Origin of the sequence: Burkholderia oklahomensis C6786 (genome assembly GCF_000959365.1) — a bacterium.
Classification (GTDB): domain Bacteria; phylum Pseudomonadota; class Gammaproteobacteria; order Burkholderiales; family Burkholderiaceae; genus Burkholderia; species Burkholderia oklahomensis.
Window position 1 is genome coordinate 4,037,381 of the sequence record NZ_CP009555.1, and the last position, 19,821, is coordinate 4,057,201.

Genomic DNA, 19,821 nt, shown 5'->3' on the forward strand with positions numbered 1-19,821 from the left:
ACTCGTTGCATCGAGTGCTCGACGAGTGCGCGGCGCAGGGCGGCGCACCGGAGTTAGCTTCGCTGAGGTGAGGACATGATGCTGTTCGACGATTTGAGAGACAACGAATGGGCGCTGCTCGAGGGACTCTTCTGCTCCGAGCCCGCACGCAGTGAGCGCCGCGGTCGTCCCCGCGTGGAAGCGCGCTCGGTGGTGAACGCCGTTCTTTGGGTGCTGTCGACGGGCGAAGGCTGGTCGAAGCTGCCCGGCCGCTATCCGTCGCCGCCGACCTGCCGTCGACGCTTCGACGAATGGCAGGCCGACGGCACGCTCGCCGAAGTGGTGAAGCGCCTCGGCTCGAGCGGCCGCCAGATCTCGCTGCGCGGACGCATCGGCGCGAGCGCGGTGAAACCGCCCGCACCGCCGAGCCGCGATCGTCTGCGCGGCGCGTTCTGGACCAATCCGGAATCCTGGCGCGCTCCCGTCAAGATGGCATGAATTCGATTTCTGGGCGGCACCGACCGCCCAGAATCATTTTCGGCGCCCGCCGCCGCGGCGCACGGCCGTCTTTTCGCACGGACTCCTGACGATGCGATCAAGCGATACATCTATTTACTAATATTTACAGCGCGCCTTCGCTCCCCCGCTTACCTTACCGGTATATATCAACGAGCCGTCCGACGGCTTGAAAAGGGAGCTCCCAACGATGAAACCCATGTCACTTCTCAAGGCATGCGGCATTGTCGTTTCGCTGGCGCTCGCCGCTCCTTCGCACGCCGACCAATTTCCTCCGAAGCAGCACGAACAGCGGGAACGAGTCGCCCGTTCGCAAGCGGGCGCAACCGCACCCGGCGCACGACCGAACGTGCCGCGCGGCGACCTGCGCGGCGACATCGCCAGCAATGCGCGCGCGCGCAATGACGCGCAGCGTCCGCCGAGCTATTCGAACCATCACTGAAGCGGCAAAGGGAAAAATCCGCATGCTCGGGAACTGCTCGGCACTCGCCGAGTCAGAGTTTTGCCATGAGCACAGCGTGGCAGCAGCAATGTACCCGGTACCGCCCGTATCCTCGCGATACGGGCTTTTTTTCGTGCGGAGGATGCGGCGCCGCGCGCGGCGCTACAAGCGACTTTCGAGAATCGACACGGCGCTCGCTTCGCTAAGCGCGTAATCTTCGGTCCGACGCGCATCCCAATCGGGCTGCCTCTCGTCTCGCTCGAGCCGTGCAAATTCGACTCGGCCGTTGTCCGTCAAAACGGCGATATCGACGGGTGCGTGGAAACCGGGCGCAGGTGCGACAGTCTTCTGCCGAACCGTATCCATCAAGCCGAGCGCACGCAGGTATTCGAACACACCCGGACGCCTCGCCCAAGGAACCTGACGGTACTGGACACGCCTCAGCGCGTCGAGCACTGCTTCGTTGGAATACGTGGCCATCTCGATTCTTTCTTAAAGTGCGGCGACATTGCAAAGCGGCCCCGCCGGCCTGGGTCTCCGCCCGCCGGCGCCGCCACGCAGCTCAAGAGGGGTCCTTATAATCCCTCCACTCCTTCCGACCCGCTCCCCGACGCTTCGTTCGCGCAACGCGGGGACAGATCGTCAACCGTGCCCAAAAAGCTACCTTACCCCAATCAAATTGATTCTGTTTAACACATTTGGACTTCTCTTCGTCGTTTTTCTGCTCTGCCGCAAACGCCGCGGCGCGATCGCGATACTCGTCGCGGGCGTCGCGCTCTTGTGGCTGATCGCGTCCGGCTGGCTCGCCGCGCCGCTCGTCGCGCTCGCGGAATCGGGCGTACGGCCGGTCGCCCGTCCGACGATGACGGGCAACACCGCAATCGTGATGCTCGGCGCGGGCATCAAGCGCCGCGACGGCGTCGCGGCGCCGACGCACGACGCGCTCGCCCGCATCGACAAGACCGCCGAACTCTATTCGGCATGCCAACGAACGGCGGCGCGCTGCACGGTCGTCGTGTCGGGCGGCGATCCGCAGTTCCGCGGCATCACCGAAGCAGACACGTATGCGCGCTATCTGCTCGCACGCGGCGTTGCGAACGGCGACCTGATCCGCGAGCAGCGCAGCCACACGACCTACGAAAACGCGCGCTTCACTGCTGCCATATTACGCGCCCAACATTACGATGATCTGATTCTCGTCACTTCGTCTTACCAGATGCGGCGCGCGCTCCTCGATTTCGCGCGGTTCGGGATCGCGCCGCAGCCCGTCTACGCGAACCGCCGGGTCGCGCAGCTCGGCTGGCTGCCGCGCACCGGCAACCTTGTCAACGCCGAGCAGGCGCTGCACGAAATCCTCGGCATTGCGCAATTCCATGTGTATCGCCGTCTCGGCTGGTTCTAGCGGCGCACGCGGTTTTCGGCGCGCCCGATCGTCGCGGCCTCCCCGCCGCCGATACCGGTTCCGCGCACGTGGATTGCGCAAGGATGACGGATTGCCTCACTGTTGCGCTCGATCCACGCGGCCAACCGCCATGACGCAATCGAATGCACTGATCCGTCACTTTTGATAAACTCGGCTCACTCGATTGCAGACGCCAGACAAATCGGCAACACTCGGGTCCATCACCACTTAGCGGAGGTAAGCAATGAAGAAGATGACCATGGCTATCCTGGTTTCGGTGTCGGCTCTGGCTGGCGCGGCCCATGCGCAAGAGAGCACGGAAATCAAGACGATCACCGATCCGGCGAAGATCGCCGAAATCGAGCAACGCGCACAAGCGCTGCAGCAGCAACAGGCTGCCGAGCCGGCCGCCGAAGCGAAGCCGATGCACGAACACAAGCATCACCCGAAGAAGGCTGCTCACAAAGGCGCGAAGAAGGCCGCCAAGGCAGCTCCGGCGAGCGCCGCCAGCGAATAAGCGCGGCACGCCCCGCTTGCGCGAAAGCCGAATCCGGATCTGCCGGGTTCGGCTTTTTCATTGGCGCGCCGCAATGAGCGCGCCGCGCATTGTGCTAAAGTCGCGCACCGAACTTTTCCAACCGTGCGCACTCCGGTGCGGAGGACCGAATGAGCAACATCCAACTGGACATCGAATGGACCGAGGCCGCGACCCGCAAGATCAAGCAATTGATGCCGCGCGCCTCCGATGACGCGTTCCTCGCGCTGCCGCCGATCGAATGCCTGCCGATGGAAGGCGACGTGCTTTTCCTCGGTCCGCAAGGCAAGCAGCAGCCGTTCATCGTCGCGGAGCGACAGTACCACCACGACGGCGACGCCGACTGGACGATCATCCTGATCCTCGACGTCCCGAACGCATCGCACTGATCGCCGATGCTTGTCGCCGGGCCGCGCGTCGCGCGGCCCGCCCTCTTCGCTACGCAATCTTCGACGCGACGCGAATCTCCGCACTCTCGATCCAGTCCGCCGCAGCACGCTTGTACGCGTCGATATGCGCGGATCGCGCATGGGCAGCGAGCGCGGCTTCGCTCGTCCAGCGCTCGATGAAGATGAAACGGCGTGGCTCCTGAAGATCGCGGTGCAGATCGTACTGCAACGCGCCCGCTTCTTTGCGCGTCGGTCCGACGATTCCCTCGAGCTGTTCCAACAGCTTCGCTTCCGCACCCGGCTTTGCGACGATGATCGCGACGACGGCGACTTCGGACATACAGACATCCTTTGCTGCGTGACAAAGGGCTCAGCATACGCGAATCGGCGCAGACGAGCTTCCGCGAATCCCCGCTCGACCGCCGCAAAAAAAATAGCCCGCGCTTCACGAGAAGCGCGGGCAAAACCGTCGCCCTACGAGGATAGGCGACGGGGCCACCGAGACCCGCGCGAATGCACGGGTCATCGTCCAGTACGGCGGCTCGCCGGTAACGGCGACTGCCTGAAACGTCGACATCCACACTAGGTGGGAGGCACGCGTAGTCGAACCGGGCTGTTTTCCGGCGTCCTCCCTGATTGCTTGGTTGACGATAGACAGAGCAGCTTCCGTGCCAAGCGAGAACAAATCCGCAAGCATTTGATTTTTAACGATTAATTCTCAAATACTCGGCAAAAACGCGCATTCCTTCCGTTCGTTACGGGGTGACGTTACGTAACACGCAGGGCGTGCGACAGGTGCGCGCACATACGCTCGAATCTGCGGCAACGGGCCGCGCGGGCGAAAAAAAGCCCGCCGAAAGGCGGGCTTCGCAGGCTGGGCGGCGAATGCCGCGGGCAGCAGCGTCAGCGCAGCTGATTGACGAGGAGCGACATGATCTGCCGCGCGGGTGCCGACGCATCGACATTGCCCTTGTCGTCGACGATCGCGACGCGAGTCTGATCCTCGGTCACGGCCTTCACGTTGACGAGGTACTGCTTCGCCTTCTTTTCCTTCTTGCCGTGGAACAACTGGCTCCAGAAGCCCTGCTCCTCGACGCTCAGATCCTTCGGATCGACGTAGCGGACGTAGTACACGCCCTTCGTGCGGTCGCGATCGTCGACCGTGAAGTTCGCGCGATCGAGCGCGAGGCCGACGTGCAGCCACGAACGGTCGTACGGCTCGGCAAGCGTCACTTCGGGCGGCACGTCGGGCACCGCCGCTTCGCTCGGACCGCGCGACGTCGACGCGCTTGCGACGTTCTGCGCAGCGATCGCCGCCGCCGCATCCCTGCTCTTGCTGCTCGACGCCTTCGCGCCGCTCGCGGGCGCCGCATCGTCCGTGATCGGCACGCCGCCCGCCTTCACGCGCGCATCGTTCTGCGCGAGCACGGCCATCAGGCGCTTCAGGTATTCGGTTTCGAGACCGGGATCGTTCGGCTTCGGCTCCCACTTGCTCGAATCGTTGTTCGCGCCCGTCAGCGCCTCGCGCATCCCCTTCTGGCTGATGAAGATGTACGTGCCGCCGTTCGGCGCCGCGTCGAGGCGCGTGCGGTACTTGTTGCGCTCCGCCGTCACGTACGAGTTGCCCATCGCCTTCGAAATCACGCCGCGGATCAGGCCGTCGTTGATCTGCGGATGCGTTTCGTTCCAGTCGGTTTCCATCACGCCCTTGTCGCGCTGCTCGACGACGAGCAGGAAGCCCTGCTCCTGCCAGAAACGACGCACCTGGGGCCAGACTTGCGCAGGCACCTTGTCGTCGATCACGAGCCAGCTTTCGGTGCCGTCGCGCTGGATGCGCATGCCGGGCACGGCGGGCGCGACCGCCTCGGCGGGCGGCGCGGCCTGCTGGACCTGCTGCAGGCTGGAAAGCGAGGTCGCTCCGCCCTGCGGCGGCAGCGAACGCTGATCCGGCGTCTCGTCGAGCATGTTGGGCGGCACCGCGAGCGACACCTCCTTCGATTTCGAATCGCTCTTGTAGTCGATTTTCGTAGGCGACGGCGAACTGCAGCCGGCGACGAACACGCCGGTTGCAAGCAGTGCTGCGAACCGCTTGGTAAGACGAAGATCAGTCATGTTCAGGGAATCCTTCCACTAGGTCACGGCGACTTTTCCGTGAGTCAACTTTCTATTTTACCGGTCCGGCGGCAGACCGTGCAAAAAGCGCACGGTCTTATTTGTGCGGCCGCGTTCTTCGCTTGCTCGCGCGCGCCCTGCCACGCATGCCGACGTCGAATCGATCCGCGACGATTCACGTTGCCGACTAGGGATAACGAGCATCCGATTTCCGAAAATCGAGCCTCTGCGCGCACGGGGACTCACTATCATTGATTGGACAGTGACCCCAACCGTATCCACCTGCGGAGGGCAGTCGCATGAACAACAAGAAGTCGTTCCCCCCCACGCGGCGCCGCCTGGCGCGCGTCCTTCTCGTTGCCGCCGCCGTCGCGCTCGCGCCCGCCGCCGCGCAATCGCAACTCGGCAGCACTGCCCCGAACTCGTCCGCCCGCACGTTCGCGCAAACGTCGCCCCCGCTGTTCAGCGGCGCCGTCACGATGCGCAGCCACGTCGACGCGGGCGGCACGACGATTCGCGAGTACGCGACGCGCACCGGACTGGTCTTCGCGTACACGTGGGACGGCCCGACGTCGCCCAACCTGCGGCAGCTTCTCGGCGAACGCTTCGCGACCTACCAAAGCCACGCCGTCTCGACGGACGCGCGCGCCCGCACGGGACTCCATGCCGGGCGCGTCGCGCAATCGGATTTCGTCGTCGAAGCCGGCGGTCGCATGCGCGCGTACGTCGGCCGTGCGTGGCTGCCCGGCGCGGTGCCGTCCGGCGTGTCGATCGACGATCTGCAGTAAGGAGGCGGCCATGACCATCAAGATCGCGAGGTGCATCGCCGCACTCGCGGCAATGCTCGCCGGATGCGGCGGCGGCGGCGACGGCGGCTCGACGACGCCGAACACGAACGGAAACGGGGTCGCGCCGTCCACCGCGGCGAACGTGCAGCCCGTCACCGTGTCGGCGGGCGTCACGGGCGCCGCGAACATGCTGATGACGACCGTCACCGTCTGCGTGCCGAACACGAGCCAATGTCAGACGATCGACAACGTGCAGGTCGACACCGGCTCGGATGGCTTGCGCATCCTCGCGTCGGCACTGCCGTCGAGCGTCGCGCTGCCGATCGTGCCGGCCGCGGGCGCGCCGATCACGGGCGCATGCGCGGTGTTCGGCACCGGCTTCACGTGGGGCGCCGTGCGCCGCGCCGACGTGAAGATCGCAGGCGAAGTCGCGCCGAACGTTCCGATCCAGGTGATCGCCGATCCAAGCACGCCGAACACGCCTGCAGACTGCACGCAAAGCGCCGGGCCGATGCAAACGCAAGGAACGCTGCGTGCGAACGGCATTCTCGGCATCGGCCTCTTCGTCACCGACTGCGGGTCCGCGTGTGCGAATACCGCGTTGTCCGGCTGGTATTACGCGTGCACGACGAGCGGCGCATGCTCGAACGCGGCGCAGCCGATTGCGCAGCAGATCGCGAATCCGGTCGGCGCGTTCACGAGCGACAACAACGGCTCGGTGATCGTGCTGCCGGCGATTCCGGCAACCGGCTCGGCGACGGTCAACGGCTCGCTGATCTTCGGCATCGGCACGCAGGCGAACAACGGACTCGGCTCGGCGACGCCGCTCGCGACGATCTCGTCGGGCGCCTACGTGACGAGCGTACTGAACGGCAACACCAACATGCGCACGTTCTTCGACAGCGGCTCGAACGGGATCTTCTTCGCGGATGCGTCGCTGCCGCAATGCGGATCGTGGTTTTGTCCGGGCAGCACGCAGACCTTCGGCATCGCGCTCAGCAGCGGCAACGGCGCGTCGACGAAAGCGACGACGTTCCAGGTCGCCAGCTCGCAAGTGCTGTTCTCGACGTTCAATTTCGCGTTCGACGATCTTGCCGGTCCGATCGGCAACGTCGTCGATCTGGGACTGCCGTTCTTCTATGGACGCAGCGTCTATGCCGCGATCGAAACGCGGCCGACGCCTGCGGGACCCGGGCCATACTATGCGTTCTAGCGCGGGCGCTCGCACATGGTCATTCCCGCCATCCTGCTCGTCGCGCCAGCCGCGTGCTCATCGCATTCATCGCATAGGACCGGAAACTGAAGAAGCGCGTGAAAGGTCTGGACGACGGCGCTCGTTGGAAACGACGTGCGCCCCGATCGTGACATTCGGCTCGGCTTTGACAAGAGACGTTGCGCGGCATTCGACACGCCGCATGTGAATCACGTCGTCACGCGATATCGGACGTCGACGGCGCCAGGCTTGCCCTGAAAACTCACGCGCAAAAGAAAAACCCGCGCCAGCCTAGACTGACGCGGGTTCGATCCTGGTCGGGGCGAGAGGATTTGAACCTCCGACCACCTGCACCCCATGCAGGTACGCTACCAGGCTGCGCTACGCCCCGAAAGCGTGAAAGTATAACAGACACTTTGAGCAAATAGAACTGTCGAGATGCAAATTCCATTCGATGCCATGCCACCACGATCGTGCACCGATGCATTCGTATTCGTTCATCGCTCACGCCCGCTTCATCGCCAGCATCACCAGCTTGTCGAAGATGCGATCGCCGAGCCACGTGCGCGCAAACATCGTCGGCCTCGCGAACCTGCCGGCGACGTAGCGCGTCTTCGGCCGCCGGGCGCGCACCGCACGAACGATCACATCGACGATCACTTGCGGATCGGAGCCGCGGCCGTCCTGATAGAGCATCTTCGTCGCAGCGGCAACCGCGGCTGCCATCTTCGCGTACGGCCCGTTGCCCGAACGCTCGAGCATCGGCGCGAGCATCACGTCGCCGAACTCGGTGACGATCGCGCCCGGCTCGACGATCACGACGTCGATGCCGAACGGCTGCAGTTCGAGCCGCAGACAATCGGACCAGCCCTCGATCGCGTGCTTCGTCGCGTGATACCAACTGCCGAGCGGCGAATAAATCTTGCCGCCCATCGACGAGATGTTGACGATGCGCCCCGCACGCTTCGCACGCATCGACGGCAGCACGAGCTGTGTCAGCCGCGCCATGCCGAACAGGTTGACTTCGAACTGGTAGCGCGCGTCGTCGATCCTCGTCTCCTCCATCGCGCCGAACATTCCGAATCCGGCGTTGTTGATCAGCACGTCGGCGCCGTTCGTCTCTCGCTCGATTCGCTCGACGGCCGCCCGCAAGTCCGCTTCGCGCGTGACGTCCATCTTCAGGACGGTCGCGCCGAGCGCGGCCAGATCGGCCATCTGCTCGACTCGGCGCGCTGCCGCATAGACCGTCATCCCCTCGGCGAGCAACGCCTTTGCGAACGCCTTGCCCATCCCCGACGACGCGCCCGTCACGAGCGCGACCCTTTTGCCGGATGCGTGCGTTGTCATGCGAATTCTCCGATCGATCGAGACGATTAACAGGACGATCGTAGCGCCTCGCCGAGCGCCCGGCGCAAGCAAAACGCGCCATCGCGGAAACCGATTGCGCGAACGACGCAGCCGCGGACGACGGAGCCGGCAGTTGTCTCGCCCGGCCCGCTCCGCGGCGGGACGCCGAGCGCGCATCGCCCGTTCCCGCGGCGATCCCAATGCTCGAACGTCGATCGCATCGCGTGCCCCCGGTGAACGGCGCGCGATCCGGCCGTCGCGGGCAGCGGCGCCGTTCCGCCGCTCTCCCGCACCCGCCGAGCGTTTGCCGCAGCGCGCACGATCCGCCCGATACCGCCCGGGTATCCCCTGAAACGGCGCTTCTCGCCGAACGCACGCCCCGCTTCTCGCCGACCGGACCGCCATGCGCACGTTATACGAGCGTTTATACGGGCGTTTGATTCGTATCATCGTCGTCGCGTCCTTCCCGCTGCAATGCGCCTCCTTGCACCGCAGCACGACGCGCCGACGTTTGGTGCCGCTCCTCTAGCGCGGCTATGCCAAACTGCGCCAAATCATCGGCGCCAGCCGACGCGCGCGCTCGCGCGCCAGTCACGACAAAGATAGGGAGACATCAACGATGCGGACACCGGTCCAGCACGTCCATCGCACGCCATTTCATCGCGCGCCTGACGCGTGGCACGCCATACGCACCGCCGTTTCGGCTTCGCGCTGGTTCCTGCGCTCGTGCGCGGGAACGGCGGTCACGCTCGCCGTCCTGAGCGCGGGATGCGCGGAATCGACGCCGAAGGTCGGCAGCGACGGTGCCGCATCGACGACGATCGAACGCACGAAGGCCGACCGCCTCGCGCGCGAGCAGCAGATCGCGCGGACCGTGCCGGCGCTCGCGTCGATCAAGCTCACGCAGCCGCGCCCGCTCACGCTGCGCGACTCCGGGCAGAACGGCACGCTCGCGTTCCTGCGCGAAGTCGACTTCCGCATCGTCGGCGACCTCGGCTTCCTCGTCCATGAGCTATCGGCGACGCTCGTGCCGACGCATCCCGGCGCGCCCACCGTCTTCGACGACCCGACGAGCTTCGACATCGCCGTGCACCGCGGCACCGTGACGCTCGACAACACGAAGCTCAACGCGCTCTTCGGCGGCTACATCTTCGGCTACCACAACGCGCCGCTGCGGCACGTGCGCGTGACGGCGGGCGACGGCGTCCTCGACATCCAAGGCGAAATGCAGCGCGACGGCTGGGTGCCGTTCTTGCTGAAGGGCAAGCTTGAGGTTCGCGACGGCTCGACGCTCGTCTTCCGTCCGGTCGACGTGCACGTATCGGGCATCGACGCGGGTCCCGTGATGCGTGCCGCGAAGGTGCAGGTATCGGATCTGCTGAAGATCGACACGCCGATCGTGCGGCTGAACGGCAACGATCTCGTGCTGAATGTCGACAAGCTGCTGCCGCCGCCCCATCTGAAGATCAACATCGTCGCGCTGAAGTTGACGCGCGCCGGTCTCGACCTCGTGCTCGACGACGGCACGAAGGCGGGCTTCACGATGCCCGAGAACGCGCCGAAGCACGCGATTTATCTGCGCGGCGGCGACGTGAAATTCATGCGCGCGATGCCGATGAACGCGGACATCGTGATCTATCCGCCGCGCGAGTCCGCGCCGGATGACGCGTTCGTGTTCGACATGTATCACTATCGCGACCAGCTCGTCGCCGGCTATTTCAACTTCGAGCCGAGCGGCGCGCTGTCGATCCTGATGCCGTCATATTCGCAGGTCGCGCGCCCCGCCGCGCCGAGCGTCGGCAGCGCGTCCGCACGGTTGAACGACAGCCTGATCGCGGCGCAGCAGTCGAGTCTGAACGAAGCACGCCGCCAATGGGAGGCGTTTGCGGTCGCGCCGAGCGACGGCGCGCCGCGATCCGACTTCCGCAAGGTGGCCGCGAAGCACGGCGGCGACGTGACGGCGTTCGGCCCGCGCCACATATCGAACGGCACGACGACGATCCACCTGCACAACGCGGACTTCTACATCGCCGGTAACATCGGCTTTCGCGTCGACGACCTCGTCGTTCAGCTCGTCGCGAAACGCGCGGGCGAGCCCGTCGACCTCGACGATCCGAATCAGTACGACATCCGCATCCTGAGCGGCTCGGTGCTCGCGCCGTGGGACGCGATGTCCGATCTCTTCAACCGGCATCTGCTCGACTATTCGCCGCGCTCGCTGAACGACCTGAAGCTGAGTGCCGACGGCGACCAGCTGCACGTGCAGGGCGGCCTCAAACTGTGGAACCAGGTGCCGCCCGGCGTCTGGCTGCCGGCCGACATGAAAGGCACGCTGACGCTGCTCGACGAACGCCATCTCGCGTTCACGCCGACGAAGGTGTCGGTACTCGGCGTGCCGCAGGCAAAGCTGCTTCGCGCGCTCGGCATCGAGCTGTCGTCGCTCGCACCGCTCAAGCGCCGCGGCGCCGAGCTGCGCGGCAATGCGCTCGTGCTCGACCAGTACACGGTGTTCCCGCCGCCCATGCTGATCGGCCGCATGTCGCAAGCGACGGTCGAGCCGGACGGTCTGCGCCTGACCTTCCGTTCGGCGCCGAACGCGCCCGTGCAGCGGCCGCCCGCAAACATCCCGAAGAGCTACCTGTGGCTCGAAAGCGGCGACACGAAGATGTTCAACGTGCTCGTGCTGAACATGCGCATTCTCGTTCAAGACACGTCGAAGCAGCGGGTGCGTTTCGATCTCTACGACTACCGCGACGTGGTCGCGCACGGCTCGGTGCGGATGGCGCACGACGGCACACTGGACGTCGACGTCGGCAAGAAGGATCCGCTCACGCCGTGATTCGCGCCGCACGCGCAGCACGGCCGCCGGCGGGACCGCCCGGAAAAAAGCCCGCGCGAACCGGCGTTCGCACGGGCTTGTCTTCGTTTTCCGACTGTCTGTCCGCCGGAAAACGCGCGGCTCGGCGCGGCCCGGGGCGCTGCGTTCAGCTACGCTTGAGACCGTCGATCACGTCGAGAAGCGCCCCGCGCAACTGCGCGACATCCACCGTCTCGCGCGGCACCGGCTCCGCGGCGTGCGGTTCGAGCTCGTCGGCCGTCGGAGGCGCGCCCCGCTCGCTGCCGACCGCGTCGAGCCGGTTGCGGGCGCCGTTGATCGTGAACCCCTGCTCGTACAGCAGCTCGCGAATCCGCCGGATCAGCAGCACCTCGTGGTGCTGATAGTAGCGGCGGTTCCCTCGCCGTTTCACCGGGCGCAACTGCGTGAACTCCTGTTCCCAATACCGCAGCACATGAGGCTTCACGCCGCACAATTCGCTCACTTCCCCGATCGTGAAGTAGCGCTTCGCGGGGATCGGGGGCAACACGACTTTCTCAACCGTCGACGTCATCGTCAGTTAACCGTCGGTAAGGGGCGCGGGCGCCGCGCGCAGGGGCGAAGCGCCGGTTTAACGCACGAGATCCGATTCGTCGCCGTTTTCGACGAGCGCCTTCAGCTTCTGGCTCGCGTGGAACGTCACGACACGGCGCGCGGCGATCGGAATCGCCTCGCCCGTCTTCGGATTGCGCCCCGGCCGCTGCGGCTTGTCGCGCAGCTGGAAATTGCCGAAGCCCGACAGCTTCACGCTCTCGCCGTTTTCGAGGGCATCGCGGATCACCTCGAAAAACGCCTCGACCATGTCCTTCGCCTCGCGCTTGTTGAGGCCGACGCTGTCGAACAGCAGTTCGGCCAGCTCGGCCTTCGTCAGCGTCGGCGTATCGCCGGCGGGCGGCGACGCCGGAACGTCGCGTGACATGGCGCTGCGTTGCGCCGTCAGGAGGGCTTCGAATTCACTCGAGTTCATGTCGTTCATATCTGCAAAACTAGCGCGTCAAACTTGGACAAAAACACTGACGAAAGCGGCGGTATCCGCCACTTTCGCGCCCTATCCGCGCAAACGCGCGCCATAGACTCGAGCCATGCGGTCCACGAGGGTCTGAATCGCCTGGTCGACCATCTCGTCCTGCAGGGTTCCAGCCGGGTCCTGCAACGTGACGCGGAACGCAAGGCTTTTCTCATGGGCTGACAACCCACTGGAAGTATTTGATTTTGCACGAAATTCGTCGAAGAGCGCAACTTTCTGGACGAACTTGCACGCGTCTTCCGCGAGCGCCTTCTTCATTTCGTCGAAAAGCGCCTGCACTTCGACCTTCTGATCGACGACGACCGCGATGTCGCGACGCACCGGCGGGAACTTCGACACCTCCGACGGAACCGGCAGCGTGCGCGCGACGAGCGCGTCCGCGTCGATCTCGAACATCACGGGCGCATGCGGCAGCTCGTACTTCTGCATCAGGCGCGGATGCAGCTCGCCGATCCAGCCGACCGCGCGGCCGTCGACTTCGATCCGCGCGCTGCGGCCCGGATGCAGCGCCGCGTGCTCGGCCTTCACGAAGCGCGCGACGACGGGCGCGAGCAGCGCCTCGAGATCGCCCTTCACGTCGAAGTAGTCGACCTGGCGCGTCGCCGCGCCCCATTGCTCTTCGATGACCGGCCCGTACGCGAGCGCGCCGAAGCGCTTCGGCTGCGCATAGCCCTCGACCGCGAGTTCACCCGCCTTCACCGACGGATCGGCGATGAACACGCGGCCCGTCTCGAACACGCGCACGCGATCGGCGCGGCGGTTCAGGTTGTGGCGCAGCACGCCGACGAGGCTGCCGAACAGCGTCGTGCGCATCACCGACAACTGGCTCGCGATCGGGTTCAGCAGACGCACCGGATTGTCGTTGCCGGCGAAGTCGCGCTCCCACTCGGCATCGACGAAGCTGAAGTTGACCGTTTCCGCGTAGTCGCGCGCGGCGAGCGCGTGACGGATCGCGTGAATCGAGCGGCGCGTCTCGTCGGTCGCGCGCATCTCGCTCGTCGCGACGGGCGGCCGGGCGGGAATCTTCTCGAAGCCGTGGATCCGAGCGACTTCCTCGATCAGGTCCTCTTCGATCTCGATGTCGAAGCGGTGCGGCGGCGGCGTCACGCTGAACACGTCGCCGTCGCGCTCGAATGCGAGGCCGAGACGCGTGAAGATCTGCGCGACTTCGTCCTCGCCGATCTCGACGCCGATGATCCGGTTCGCGCGCGACACGCGCATCGCCACCGGCGCGCGCTGCGGCAGGTTTGCGATCCGGTCGTCGACGGGGCCCGCCTGGCCGCCGCAGATGTCGAGGATCAGCTGCGTGATCCGCTCGACATGCTCGACGGTCGTCGAGTAATCGACGCCGCGCTCGAAGCGGTGCGCCGCATCGGTCGAGAAATTGTACTTGCGCGCGCGGCCGCGGATGCTGTCCGGCCACCAGAACGCCGCTTCGAGGTAGATGTTCGTCGTGTCGAGCGTCACGGCCGTGCTGTCGCCGCCCATGATGCCCGCGAGACTCTCGACCTGGCGATCGTCGGCGATCACGCCGACCGTCTCGTCGAGCTCGACCGTGCTGCCGTTCAGGAGCTTCAGCGACTCGCCGCGCCGGCCCCAGCGCACGTCGATGCCGCCGTGGATCTTGTCGAGATCGAACACGTGCGACGGGCGGCCCAGTTCGAACATCACGTAGTTCGAGATGTCGACGAGCGCCGACACGCTGCGCTGGCCCGCGCGCTCGAGGCGCTCGATCATCCATTGCGGCGTCTTCGCGCGCGCGTTCACGCCGCGGATCACGCGGCCGGAGAAGCGGCCGCACAGATCCGGCGCGGAGATCTTGACGGGCAGCGTCTCGGTCAGCTCGGTGAGGACCGGACGGATGTCGGGCGCCGTGAGCGGCGCCCCCGTGATCGCGGCCGTCTCGCGCGCGATGCCGAACACGGACAGGCAGTCCGCCTTGTTCGGCGTCAGCTTGATTTCGAAGACCGTGTCGTCAAGGCTCAACGTATCCCGGATGTCCTCGCCGACGGGCGTGTCCTCGGGCAGGATCATGAGGCCGCTGTGGTCGTCGGAAAGCCTCAGCTCACGCGCCGAGCAGAGCATCCCCTGGCTCTCGACGCCGCGCAGCTTCGACAGCTTGATCGCGAACGGCTCGGCGCCTTCTTCGGCGGGCGGCAGCTTCGCGCCGACGAGCGCGACCGGCACCTTGATGCCCGGCGCGACGTTCGGCGCGCCGCAGACGATCTGGAGCGTCGCGCCCGTGCCGGCGTCGACCTGGCAGACGTTGAGCTTGTCGGCATCCGGATGCTTGACCACCTCGATCACACGGCCGACGACGATCTTCTCGGTCGGCGGCGCGGCCGGGCGCAGCGACTCGACCTCGAGCCCCGCCATCGTCAGCGCGTGCGACAGCTCGTCCGTCGTCAGTTGCGGATCGACAAAGGTTCTCAACCAGGATTCAGGGAATTGCATGGATATCCACGTTCGAAACAGGTTAGATCGAGGCCCGGCGCGCCGCCTCGGTAGGCCGGCCGGGCGCGGAGCGAGACGGTCGCGCCGTTACGCGAACTGCCGCAGGAAGCGCAGGTCGTTCTCGAAGAAGAGACGCAGATCCTGCACGCCGTAGCGCAGCATCGTCAGCCGCTCGAGGCCGCTGCCGAACGCGAAGCCGATATAGCGCTCGGGGTCGAGGCCCATGTTGCGAATCACCGTCGGATGCACCTGGCCGGAGCCGGAAATCTCGAGCCATTTGCCCGCGTTCTTGCCGTGCTCGAACATCATGTCGATCTCGGCCGACGGCTCGGTGAACGGGAAGTACGACGGGCGGAAGCGCACGAGGATGTCGTCGCGCTCGAAGAATTTCCTCAGGAAATCGGTGTAGACGCCCTTCAGGTCGGCGAAGCTGACGTTCTCGTCGATCCACAGGCCTTCGACCTGATTGAACATCGGCGAGTGCGTCGCGTCGCTGTCGACGCGGTACGTGCGGCCGGGGGCAATCACCTTGATGGGCGGCCGGTTCATCCGCGCGTAGCGGACCTGCATCGGGCTCGTGTGCGTGCGCAACAGCAGCGGGCGACCGTCGGCATCCTTGCCGTCGACGTAGAACGTGTCCTGCATCGAGCGCGCCGGATGGTTCTCCGGGCTGTTCAATGCGGTGAAGTTGTACCAGTCGGTTTCGATCTCGGGGCCGTCGGCCACGTCGAAGCCGATCGACCGGAAAATCTGTTCGACGCGCTCCCACGTGCGCATCACCGGATGCAGGCTGCCCGCGCCCGTGCCGCGGCCCGGCAGCGTGACGTCGATCGCCTCGGCGGCGAGACGCTGGTTCAGGAGCGCGTCGGCGAGCGCCTGGCGGCGCGCGTTGAGCGCGGCCTCGACCTGCTGCTTCGCGACATTGATGCGCGCGCCTTCCGTCTTGCGCGTTTCGGGATCGAGCTTGCCGAGGCCCTTCAGCAGCTCGGTCAGCGCGCCCGACTTACCGAGAAACCGCGCCTTCTCGTTCTCGAGCGTGGTGATATCCGCAGCCTCTTCGAACGACTGCTGCGCGTCGGCGACAATCTGGTCCAGATCCATTGATCCCATCACTTCCAACGTCAGTTGTGCTCGTCGAGCGAAACGCCCGACCCAACAAAAAAGGGGCTCGGAAGAGCCCCGTTTTCGCTGCAGCGGCCGCGACTACCGGAACATCGCTGCAGCTCACCACGCAGTGCTAATTTCGCAATTAGGCTGCAACGGCGGCCTTCACCTGCTTCACGATCGCGGCAAAAGCAGCCTTGTCGAACACCGCCATGTCGGCCAGCACCTTGCGGTCGAGTTCGATCGACGCCTTCTTCAGGCCGTTGATGAACACGCTGTAGGTCATGTCGTGCTGACGCACGGCCGCGTTGATACGCGTGATCCACAGTGCGCGGAACACACGCTTCTTGTTGCGGCGGTCGCGGTACGCATACTGGCCCGCGCGCATCACCGCCTGCTTGGCGATGCGGTAGACGTTATTGCGACGGCCGCGATAACCCTTGGCCAGGTTGATGATCTTCTTGTGACGGGCCCGTGCGGTTACCCCACGTTTGACTCGAGGCATGATTCTCTCCTGTGAGTATCGATTGAGGGGTTACGCGAACGGAAGCATCGCGCGGACGGAGTTCAGATCGGAATCATGAACTGCCGTGGCGCCGCGCAGGTGACGCTTGTTCTTCGTGGTTTTCTTGGTCAGGATGTGACGCTTGAAGGCTTGACCGCGCTTGACGGTACCGCCCGGACGCACCACGAAGCGCTTTGCAGCGCTCTTCTTGGTCTTCATCTTAGGCATGACGAACAACTCCAGTTTATTTGATGGAGGTGGGTGTGCGGTTGGCTTGCGCCCTCAACCCGCCCTTCGGAACCCAGTCCACTTGTATACGGCGCGACGCTTGCGCGACCACCGTCGTTTCAGGCGCGCCGCCCTGACCGGACGACGTGCCGAACCACTTCACCGAACCGCCGCGCATCCGCGCGGCATGCTCGTTACTTCTTCTTTTTCGGCGAGAGCACCATGATCATCTGGCGCCCTTCCATCTTCGGCATCTGCTCGACCTGACCGACTTCGTCGAGATCGGTGCGCAGACGCTCGAGCATCCGCATGCCGATTTCCTGGTGAGCCATTTCCCGGCCGCGGAAACGCAACGTGATCTTCGTCTTGTCGCCTTCCTCGAGGAAGCGCACCAGGTTGCGAAGCTTGACGTTGTAATCGCCGTCATCGGTCCCCGGGCGGAACTTCACTTCCTTGACCTGGATGACCTTTTGCTTGAGCTTCGCCTCGTGCTGCTTCTTGGCTTCCTGGTACTTGAACTTGCCGTAATCCATCAGACGGCACACCGGCGGAGCCGCTTGCGGCGCGATCTCCACCAGGTCAACATCCAGTTCTTCCGATTTACGGAAAGCCTCGGCGAGTTTCACGATGCCGATGGGCTCGCCATCGACCCCGACCAGACGCACTTCCGGTGCAGTGATTTCACCGTTGATGCGATGCGACGACTTATCAGTAGCGATGTTACGTTTCCTCTAAAAATTAAAAAAACGAGCCGCGCTGCCAGGGCGGTTACTTGAACGCCTGGATGTCCTCACGCAGACGCTCAACGAAGGCTTCGACGGGCATGACACCCAGATCGACGCCGCCACGGGCACGCACGGCTACCGTTTGTGCTTCACGCTCTTTATCGCCTACGACAAGCAGATAGGGAACTTTTTCGAGCGTGTGCTCGCGTATTTTATAGCTAATTTTCTCGTTGCGCAAATCGGCCGACACTCTAAGCCCTTGTTTTTGCAACGATTGAGCAACAGTCTGCGCATATTCCACCTGACTTTCGGCGATATTCAGCACAACTGCGTGGGCGGGCGCGAGCCAGGCGGGCATCGCACCGGCGTGGTGCTCGATCAGAATCCCGAGGAAGCGCTCCATCGAGCCGACGATCGCCCGGTGCAGCATCACCGGCCGGCGGCGGCTGTTGTCCTCGGCGACGTACTCGGCGCCGAGCCGTTCCGGCAACATCATGTCGAGCTGCAACGTGCCGCACTGCCACGAGCGGCCGAGCGCGTCCTTGATGTGGTACTCGATCTTCGGGCCGTAGAACGCACCCTCGCCCGGCAACTCCTCCCACTCCACGCCGCACGCCTTCAACGCCTTGCGCAGGCCATCCTCGGCGTGATCCCACGTCTCGTCCGAGCCCATCCGCTGCTCCGGTCGCAACGACAGCTTGATGTCGATGCGGTCGAAGCCGAAATCCTCATAGACGCTCATCGCGAGCTTGTTGAACGCGATCGCCTCGGAGTTGATCTGCTCTTCCGTGCAGAAGATGTGCGCGTCGTCCTGCACGAAGCCGCGCACGCGCATCAGGCCGTGCAGCGCGCCCGACGCCTCGTTGCGGTGGCACGAGCCGAATTCCGCGTAGCGCAGCGGCAGATCGCGATACGAGCGCAAGCCGTGCTTGAACACCTGCACGTGGCCCGGGCAGTTCATCGGCTTGACCGCGTAGTCGCGCTTCTCCGACTCGGTCGTGAACATGTTCTCGCGATAGTTCTGCCAGTGGCCGGACGCCTCCCACAGCGAGCGGTCCATGATCATCGGCGTCTTGATCTCGAGGTAGCCGGCCGCGTCGAGACGGCGGCGCATGTACTGCTCGACCTGCTGCCACAGCGTCCAGCCCTTCGGGTGCCAGAACACCATGCCGGGCGACTCTTCCTGGATGTGGAACAGATCGAGCTGCTTGCCGAGCTTGCGGTGGTCGCGCTTTTCCGCCTCTTCGAGCATGTGCAGGTACGCGTCCTGGTCTTCCTTCTTCGTCCAGGCGGTGCCGTAGATGCGCTGAAGCTGCTCGTTCTTCGAGTCGCCGCGCCAGTACGCGCCCGCGACCTTCATCAGCTTGAAGACCTTCAGCTTGCCCGTCGACGGCACGTGCGGGCCGCGGCACAGGTCGGTGAAGCCGCCGTGCGCGTACAGCTTGATCTCGTCGCTCGCGGGAATCGACTCGATGATCTCGGCCTTGTACTTCTCGCCGATGCTGCGGAAGTACGAAACCGCCTCGTCGCGCGACACGACGCGGCGCGTGACGGGCTCGTCCTTCTTCACGAGCTCCTGCATGCGCTTTTCGATCTTCTCGAGATCTTCGGGCGTGAAGGGACGGTGATACGAGAAGTCGTAATAGAAGCCGTTGTCGATCACGGGCCCGATCGTCACCTGCGCGTCCGGATACAGATCCTTCACTGCGTACGCGAGCAAGTGGGCAGTCGAGTGACGGATGATGTCGAGGCCGTCGGCGTCCTTGTCGGTGACGATCGCGAGCGACGCGTCGCGATCGATCAGCGTGGACGTATCGACGAGCTCGCCGTCGAGCTTGCCGCCAAGCGCGGCCTTCGCAAGACCAGGGCCGATCGACGCCGCCACTTCGGCGACCGTCACCGGATGCTCGTATTGGCGAACCGAGCCGTCGGGCAAGCGTATCGAAACCATATAGCAATCTCCGTGATGCCGTCAGTGAGCGGCGGACTAACAACGCGCGAAACCGCCAGCAAAAGCGCGCGACAAAAAAAATGCGGCCCCGCTTTCGAGGGGCCGCATTCCGATGCTTCAATACCACAAGGCGAAAACGTTCCTCGACTAGCGTCGCTCCGAATGGGTTTCGGTCAACGTTCGCGGTGTCATAACCGTATTCGCCTTTTGCGTAGAATTTTCTACTGCC

Annotated in this window: 20 protein-coding genes and 1 tRNA gene; 8 read left to right on the forward strand and 13 right to left on the reverse strand. The window is 64.8% G+C overall.

What is annotated here, in order from left to right:
• Positions 1–75 precede the first annotated feature (75 nt).
• Together BG90_RS17885 and BG90_RS17890 are read left to right on the forward strand one after the other, a co-directional pair.
• Entirely contained in the window at positions 76–477 is a 402-nt protein-coding gene (locus BG90_RS17885; RefSeq protein ID WP_010104117.1) for a transposase, read from the forward strand.
• 208 nt (positions 478–685) lie between these two features.
• Complete coding sequence (locus BG90_RS17890) at positions 686–937, forward strand: hypothetical protein (protein ID WP_025989839.1); 252 nt, start codon at positions 686–688, stop codon at positions 935–937.
• A 162-nt stretch (positions 938–1,099) separates the two neighbouring features.
• Here BG90_RS17890 and BG90_RS17895 read toward each other — a convergent pair whose 3' ends face one another.
• A complete protein-coding gene (locus BG90_RS17895; protein WP_010104120.1) occupies positions 1,100–1,417 on the reverse strand; it encodes a hypothetical protein in 318 nt (105 codons plus the stop codon).
• A gap of 199 nt (positions 1,418–1,616) precedes the next feature.
• On the opposite strand from BG90_RS17895, the gene BG90_RS17900 reads away from it, so the two are divergent.
• The 3 genes from BG90_RS17900 (at position 1,617) to BG90_RS17910 (ending at position 3,263) form a co-directional block, all read left to right on the forward strand.
• Entirely contained in the window at positions 1,617–2,339 is a 723-nt protein-coding gene (locus BG90_RS17900) for a YdcF family protein (RefSeq protein ID WP_010115704.1), read from the forward strand.
• 244 nt (positions 2,340–2,583) lie between these two features.
• Entirely contained in the window at positions 2,584–2,856 is a 273-nt protein-coding gene (locus tag BG90_RS17905) for a hypothetical protein (protein WP_010104126.1), read from the forward strand.
• Positions 2,857–3,005: 149 nt separating this feature from the next.
• Complete coding sequence (locus BG90_RS17910) at positions 3,006–3,263, forward strand: hypothetical protein (RefSeq protein WP_010104128.1); 258 nt, start codon at positions 3,006–3,008, stop codon at positions 3,261–3,263.
• A 49-nt stretch (positions 3,264–3,312) separates the two neighbouring features.
• Here the strand turns inward: BG90_RS17910 and BG90_RS17915 are convergent, their stop codons facing one another.
• Both BG90_RS17915 and bamC read right to left on the reverse strand, forming a co-directional pair.
• Positions 3,313–3,603: a putative quinol monooxygenase gene (locus tag BG90_RS17915; protein WP_010104130.1), complete on the reverse strand. Its 291-nt coding sequence runs from the start codon at positions 3,601–3,603 to the stop codon at positions 3,313–3,315.
• A gap of 563 nt (positions 3,604–4,166) precedes the next feature.
• Positions 4,167–5,375, reverse strand: coding sequence for an outer membrane protein assembly factor BamC (gene bamC, locus BG90_RS17925; protein WP_025989841.1), 1,209 nt, complete (start codon positions 5,373–5,375; stop codon positions 4,167–4,169).
• A 299-nt stretch (positions 5,376–5,674) separates the two neighbouring features.
• Here bamC and BG90_RS17930 point away from each other — a divergent pair, with 299 nt between their 5' ends.
• Positions 5,675–6,163: a DUF2844 domain-containing protein gene (locus tag BG90_RS17930; RefSeq protein ID WP_045568260.1), complete on the forward strand. Its 489-nt coding sequence runs from the start codon at positions 5,675–5,677 to the stop codon at positions 6,161–6,163.
• Positions 6,164–6,173: 10 nt separating this feature from the next.
• Positions 6,174–7,376, forward strand: coding sequence for a DUF3443 domain-containing protein (locus BG90_RS17935; RefSeq protein WP_010115707.1), 1,203 nt, complete (start codon positions 6,174–6,176; stop codon positions 7,374–7,376).
• Between the two features lie 314 nt (positions 7,377–7,690).
• Here BG90_RS17935 and BG90_RS17940 read toward each other — a convergent pair.
• Both BG90_RS17940 and BG90_RS17945 read right to left on the reverse strand, forming a co-directional pair.
• Positions 7,691–7,767: transfer RNA gene (locus tag BG90_RS17940), tRNA-Pro, on the reverse strand.
• A gap of 113 nt (positions 7,768–7,880) precedes the next feature.
• Positions 7,881–8,723 (reverse strand): oxidoreductase, encoded by an 843-nt coding sequence (locus tag BG90_RS17945; protein WP_010104140.1) that lies wholly within the window; start codon positions 8,721–8,723, stop codon positions 7,881–7,883.
• A gap of 718 nt (positions 8,724–9,441) precedes the next feature.
• Between BG90_RS17945 and BG90_RS17950 the strand changes: the two genes are divergently transcribed.
• Positions 9,442–11,562 (forward strand): hypothetical protein, encoded by a 2,121-nt coding sequence (locus BG90_RS17950; protein ID WP_025989842.1) that lies wholly within the window; start codon positions 9,442–9,444, stop codon positions 11,560–11,562.
• 145 nt (positions 11,563–11,707) lie between these two features.
• Here the strand turns inward: BG90_RS17950 and BG90_RS17955 are convergent, their stop codons facing one another.
• From BG90_RS17955 to thrS, 8 genes are all read right to left on the reverse strand, one after another.
• A complete protein-coding gene (locus BG90_RS17955) occupies positions 11,708–12,112 on the reverse strand; it encodes a MerR family transcriptional regulator (protein ID WP_010104145.1) in 405 nt (134 codons plus the stop codon).
• A 57-nt stretch (positions 12,113–12,169) separates the two neighbouring features.
• Positions 12,170–12,574, reverse strand: a complete 405-nt coding sequence (locus BG90_RS17960; protein ID WP_010104148.1) for an integration host factor subunit alpha — start codon at positions 12,572–12,574, stop codon at positions 12,170–12,172.
• 72 nt (positions 12,575–12,646) lie between these two features.
• Positions 12,647–15,079 carry a phenylalanine--tRNA ligase subunit beta gene (gene pheT, locus BG90_RS17965; RefSeq protein ID WP_010115709.1) on the reverse strand — a complete coding sequence of 811 codons (2,433 nt, stop codon included), beginning with the start codon at positions 15,077–15,079 and terminating at the stop codon, positions 12,647–12,649.
• Positions 15,080–15,166: 87 nt separating this feature from the next.
• Positions 15,167–16,180 carry a phenylalanine--tRNA ligase subunit alpha gene (pheS, locus tag BG90_RS17970; RefSeq protein WP_025989843.1) on the reverse strand — a complete coding sequence of 338 codons (1,014 nt, stop codon included), beginning with the start codon at positions 16,178–16,180 and terminating at the stop codon, positions 15,167–15,169.
• Positions 16,181–16,328: 148 nt separating this feature from the next.
• On the reverse strand, positions 16,329–16,688 hold the full coding sequence (gene rplT, locus BG90_RS17975; protein ID WP_004192938.1) for a 50S ribosomal protein L20: 360 nt from the start codon (positions 16,686–16,688) through the stop codon (positions 16,329–16,331).
• 30 nt (positions 16,689–16,718) lie between these two features.
• Positions 16,719–16,916, reverse strand: a complete 198-nt coding sequence (gene rpmI / locus BG90_RS17980; protein ID WP_004191477.1) for a 50S ribosomal protein L35 — start codon at positions 16,914–16,916, stop codon at positions 16,719–16,721.
• Positions 16,917–17,110: 194 nt separating this feature from the next.
• Positions 17,111–17,635, reverse strand: a complete 525-nt coding sequence (infC, locus tag BG90_RS17985) for a translation initiation factor IF-3 (RefSeq protein ID WP_081464034.1) — start codon at positions 17,633–17,635, stop codon at positions 17,111–17,113.
• A gap of 49 nt (positions 17,636–17,684) precedes the next feature.
• The gene (thrS, locus tag BG90_RS17990; protein WP_010115711.1) at positions 17,685–19,592 is read right to left on the reverse strand and encodes a threonine--tRNA ligase; all 1,908 of its coding nucleotides are present in this window, start codon (positions 19,590–19,592) and stop codon (positions 17,685–17,687) included.
• Between the last annotated feature and the right edge of the window lie 229 nt (positions 19,593–19,821).

Coding starts and splice junctions, on each gene's coding strand:
- BG90_RS17885 (WP_010104117.1), top strand. CDS start 76: ATGATGCTGTTCGACGATTTGAGAGACAACGAATGGGCGCTGCTCGAG.
- BG90_RS17890 (WP_025989839.1), top strand. CDS start 686: ATGAAACCCATGTCACTTCTCAAGGCATGCGGCATTGTCGTTTCGCTG.
- BG90_RS17895 (WP_010104120.1), bottom strand. CDS start 1,417: ATGGCCACGTATTCCAACGAAGCAGTGCTCGACGCGCTGAGGCGTGTC.
- BG90_RS17905 (WP_010104126.1), top strand. CDS start 2,584: ATGAAGAAGATGACCATGGCTATCCTGGTTTCGGTGTCGGCTCTGGCT.
- BG90_RS17910 (WP_010104128.1), top strand. CDS start 3,006: ATGAGCAACATCCAACTGGACATCGAATGGACCGAGGCCGCGACCCGC.
- BG90_RS17915 (WP_010104130.1), bottom strand. CDS start 3,603: ATGTCCGAAGTCGCCGTCGTCGCGATCATCGTCGCAAAGCCGGGTGCG.
- bamC (WP_025989841.1), bottom strand. CDS start 5,375: ATGACTGATCTTCGTCTTACCAAGCGGTTCGCAGCACTGCTTGCAACC.
- BG90_RS17930 (WP_045568260.1), top strand. CDS start 5,675: ATGAACAACAAGAAGTCGTTCCCCCCCACGCGGCGCCGCCTGGCGCGC.
- BG90_RS17935 (WP_010115707.1), top strand. CDS start 6,174: ATGACCATCAAGATCGCGAGGTGCATCGCCGCACTCGCGGCAATGCTC.
- BG90_RS17945 (WP_010104140.1), bottom strand. CDS start 8,723: ATGACAACGCACGCATCCGGCAAAAGGGTCGCGCTCGTGACGGGCGCG.
- BG90_RS17955 (WP_010104145.1), bottom strand. CDS start 12,112: ATGACGTCGACGGTTGAGAAAGTCGTGTTGCCCCCGATCCCCGCGAAG.
- BG90_RS17960 (WP_010104148.1), bottom strand. CDS start 12,574: ATGAACGACATGAACTCGAGTGAATTCGAAGCCCTCCTGACGGCGCAA.
- pheT (WP_010115709.1), bottom strand. CDS start 15,079: ATGCAATTCCCTGAATCCTGGTTGAGAACCTTTGTCGATCCGCAACTG.
- pheS (WP_025989843.1), bottom strand. CDS start 16,180: ATGGATCTGGACCAGATTGTCGCCGACGCGCAGCAGTCGTTCGAAGAG.
- rplT (WP_004192938.1), bottom strand. CDS start 16,688: ATGCCTCGAGTCAAACGTGGGGTAACCGCACGGGCCCGTCACAAGAAG.
- rpmI (WP_004191477.1), bottom strand. CDS start 16,916: ATGCCTAAGATGAAGACCAAGAAGAGCGCTGCAAAGCGCTTCGTGGTG.
- thrS (WP_010115711.1), bottom strand. CDS start 19,592: ATGGTTTCGATACGCTTGCCCGACGGCTCGGTTCGCCAATACGAGCAT.